Genomic DNA, 3,601 nt, shown 5'->3' with positions numbered 1-3,601 from the left:
ACTGCGCCTTGCGCATTCGTCGCATGAATGAGTGGCGCACCACAATCATTGTTTTTGACGCCTTCTATACCAAAAGGCGGAACCGCATTAACATCGCCGGCCACTTTCAGCTGTGTCGCCTCTTTTAATACATTTGCACTTAAAACCTGAATGCCCGCTTTGGCTGTGCAGAAAATAATATCAGCAGTGGCCACCAGTCGGGCTTTATCGGCTTCAGAATTGGCCAAAGCTCCTTTAAGCGTGCAATTAAAACGACGATTGTATGCTTTAGAAACATCCAGGGCTGTATCAACTGATAAATGGTCGGTTAATGTCACATCGGCGCCGGCTAATGAAGCAATAATGCCTGTAGCAACACCTACGGGACCTGTTCCGCCAAAAATAACAACTGAGCAATCTTTCAGTTCTTTGCGGTGTTTCGCTTTCAGTTCTTTTTCGGCACAGGTAACTAATGCCGCAGCCGTGGTAAAAGCACCGCTGGGATCAGCAAAAACCGAGATTTCAAAAGGCGAAACCATGGCTTGTTTACTTGTGTTCAGCATGTCCATGGCTAACCCTAAATCGCGGCCGCCAATAAAAATTCCGGTGCGCTTAACGCCTGATGGACTGCGGGAGAAGGTGGCATCTTGAGTAAGTCCATAAACGCTATCCAACTTGACATTGTTATATGGGATAAGCACGTCAAACCCTGCATCCAGTGCCATGTTAATGTCGAATGGGCTATTGTTGGGCATGGGGTCAAGCATATGAAGAATGCTGCGTTTTGCCATTAGAGTTCCTTTTTATTATGCAGGTTAATTCGAAAGTTTAGACTCAAGAGCTTGATTTAATATATTCTCTTGCAGTTTCAAATGCATGCTCAAAATGCAGATACACAGGCTTGTCGCTATTGATCATTTTTTTCAACAAAAGGACTTGAGTCTGGTATTTAATGTTGCCAATTGCCATCGCACCCAAGCCGACTGCGCCGCTGTTTGAGCCTTGAATGGGGGTGCCATTATGGAAGGCGTCAACACCTGCGATACCTGCCGGCGGTACGGCATTTACATCGGCAGCCACTTTAAGTTGTGGAGCCGATGCGACAAGTTCTGCACTTAATAGTTCAATGCCTGCAGCACCGGTTGCAAAAACAACATCCGCTGCTTTAATGTATTCTGCTTTGTCCGCATCTGCGCCGGCTTCAATATTGGTTTTTCCGTCGCCGAATTCATTGTTGCACATGTCGGCAATGGCTTGAGCTTTGTCCAATTGACGGCCGATAAGCTTTACGTGCGCACCGCTTTGTGCGGAAATGACTGCGGCCACTTGACCAACAGGTCCGGTTCCCCCCAGTACCAGAATATTTTTTCCTTCCAGAGTGGTGTCGAATTTGGTTATTAATTCATGTTCAGCGGCTGCTACCATGCCTGCTGCCGTGGTAAATGCCCCGCTTGGATCAGCAAATACGGAAACTTCAAAAGGAGCGAACATTGAACGTTTGGCCGTATTCAACATGTCCATTGCCTGTTTCGTATCACGCCCGCCTATGAATATCCCGGTGCGTTTCAAGTTTTTAGGGCTGCGCGAAAAGATGGCATCCTGTACCAAGCCTTGAACTTCACTAGGTTCGACATTGATATAAGGCAATGCGGAAACCCAACCTGCATCCAATGCCATATTGACATCAAATGGACTGAGGTTTTTAGCGGTGGTTAACATGTGTAAAATTAATGGCTTTTCCATGGTATCTCCTTTATGTATTTATCCGGTAAGTATAAAAGAAAACACAGCAGAATAAAAATGCCCTTGCGCATTTGAGTTTTAAACCGGTGTTGAACCTGTGTATTATTGAAATGATTTTATGTTTTCGAGGTTGCAATGCATATTATTTTGGTTAAAGGCTGAACGCATATGAATGATCTAAAAAGCCGGCAACGGCGGAAGGCTTACGATGTTCGCAATGAGCAAATAGATAAGGATGTCATGAGCCGGATTATTTGCGCGCAATTTGTAGCGCACCCGTTTTATCAACAGGCCGAGACGGTAATGTGGTATATCCATTGCCGCTCGGAAGTCAGAACTCAATCGGCATTGTTAGGCGAACTGGACGCCGGTAAGCGTATGGTCATTCCCTACTGCACTAAAGATGAGCAAGGACATAATAAACTGGGCTTATGGTGGCTGGAGGATTTTGCAGAATTGGTGCCGGGAATGTGGGGGATTTTAGAGCCGCCCAAACAACGATGGGGCGAGTTGGGAAAAGAAGTGGCCCCGGAACAGCTCGATTGCGTGATGGTGCCGGGCGTGGCTTTCGATCGAAATGGCGGGCGCTTGGGTAATGGCGCGGGTTATTATGATCGTTTATTAAAGAGTGTCAGAGCCGATGCCGTATTGATCGGCGTTTGTTTTGAGTCCCAGTTGGTTGAGCAAGTCGCTATGGACGCTCATGATGTGGCTATGGATATTGTAATGACGGAAAAAAACCTTTATGCCGGTAAAGGGCGGCAGTTTTCTAACTGATGGATTTTCAGGTGTTGAAAGACAGTGTCTATTCCTCTCCGGCTTTTGTTTTGGATGAAATAGAAATTTCCAAGGCCTTGGAAACATTAGCCGAGCTGAGAACGCAATGTGGTTGCAAGATTTTATACTCCATAAAATCATTGCCTTTTTCAGCCGTCATGGACATGGCGAAACCTTTTGTTGACGGCTTTTCAGTCAGTTCCTTATTTGAAGCGCGGCTGGCCAATGAAGTTTTGGCGGGGCAGGGCAGCATTCACTTGACTACGCCCGGTATAAGGCAAGATGAGCTTGATGAGTTAAGTTTGCTGTGTTCGCATATCAGCTTTAATTCTTTGACCCAGTATCAACGATATTCCGAGACGGCCCAAGCGCAGTCTTCAATCGGCTTAAGAGTTAACCCGAAGTTGTCCTTTCTGCATGACGAGCGATTCGACCCCTGTCGGCAACATTCAAAGCTGGGCGTGGCTATTGATGAGTTGAGTCACTCGATTTGCCTGGATCAAATTGAGGGGTTGCATGTTCATAACGTGTTTTCCGCAACCGATTTCACCCCGTTAATTAAAACTATCGAAAAGCTTCAGCAGCATTTGGGTGCAGGATTAGCTCAACTTGAATGGTTGAATATCGGTGGTGGCTATTTGTTCGGTCAAATTGAAGATCATCGCCCGTTTGTTGAGCTGGTCAATAAGCTGAAACATGATTTTGGCGTTGAGGTTTATATTGAACCGGGCAAAGCAATCGTAGGACGAGCCGGGCATTTAGTGGCGACGGTGCTTGATTGCTTTGTCAGTGACGGTGAAGCCATAGTCATACTGGATACCTCGATCAACCATAATCCCGAAGTATTTGAATACCAGCGTCAGCCTGAATTACATGAACATGATCCCGACGGACAATATGTCGCTATCCTGGCGGGCTGTACCTGCCTGGCAGGTGATGTATTCGGACAATATCGTTTTAAAGAACCCTTGGAAATAGGGGATAGAGTGGTTTTTAAAAATGTCGGCGCTTACACCCTGATTAAAGCGAATCGGTTTAATGGCTACAACCTGCCGGATATTTACCTGAGCAACTCCCTGCGGGTGAAAAAAATGAAACACTA

4 protein-coding genes are annotated in these 3,601 nt (G+C 46.2%); 2 read left to right on the top strand and 2 right to left on the bottom strand.

Features of this window, described 5'->3' with window-relative positions; genetic code table 11:
- Together PHD76_15150 and PHD76_15145 are read right to left on the bottom strand one after the other, a co-directional pair.
- The coding region (locus PHD76_15150; GenBank protein ID MDD5263179.1) for a methylenetetrahydromethanopterin dehydrogenase at positions 1-770 on the bottom strand (770 nt) is incomplete at its 3' end.
- Positions 771-813: 43 nt separating this feature from the next.
- A complete protein-coding gene (locus tag PHD76_15145; GenBank protein ID MDD5263178.1) occupies positions 814-1,722 on the bottom strand; it encodes an NADP-dependent methylenetetrahydromethanopterin/methylenetetrahydrofolate dehydrogenase in 909 nt (302 codons plus the stop codon).
- Positions 1,723-1,890: 168 nt separating this feature from the next.
- Here PHD76_15145 and PHD76_15140 point away from each other — a divergent pair, with 168 nt between their 5' ends.
- Entirely contained in the window at positions 1,891-2,499 is a 609-nt protein-coding gene (locus tag PHD76_15140; protein MDD5263177.1) for a 5-formyltetrahydrofolate cyclo-ligase, read from the top strand.
- A partial coding sequence (locus PHD76_15135; protein ID MDD5263176.1) for a hypothetical protein occupies positions 2,499-3,601 on the top strand: 1,103 nt, incomplete at its 3' end. The genes PHD76_15140 and PHD76_15135, both read left to right, overlap by 1 nt.

It is taken from the genome of Candidatus Methylacidiphilales bacterium (assembly GCA_028713655.1).
Classification (GTDB): domain Bacteria; phylum Verrucomicrobiota; class Verrucomicrobiia; order Methylacidiphilales; family JAAUTS01; genus JAQTNW01.
Note: the sequence above shows the minus strand (reverse complement) of the source record. Positions and strands in the feature narration are given on the sequence as shown.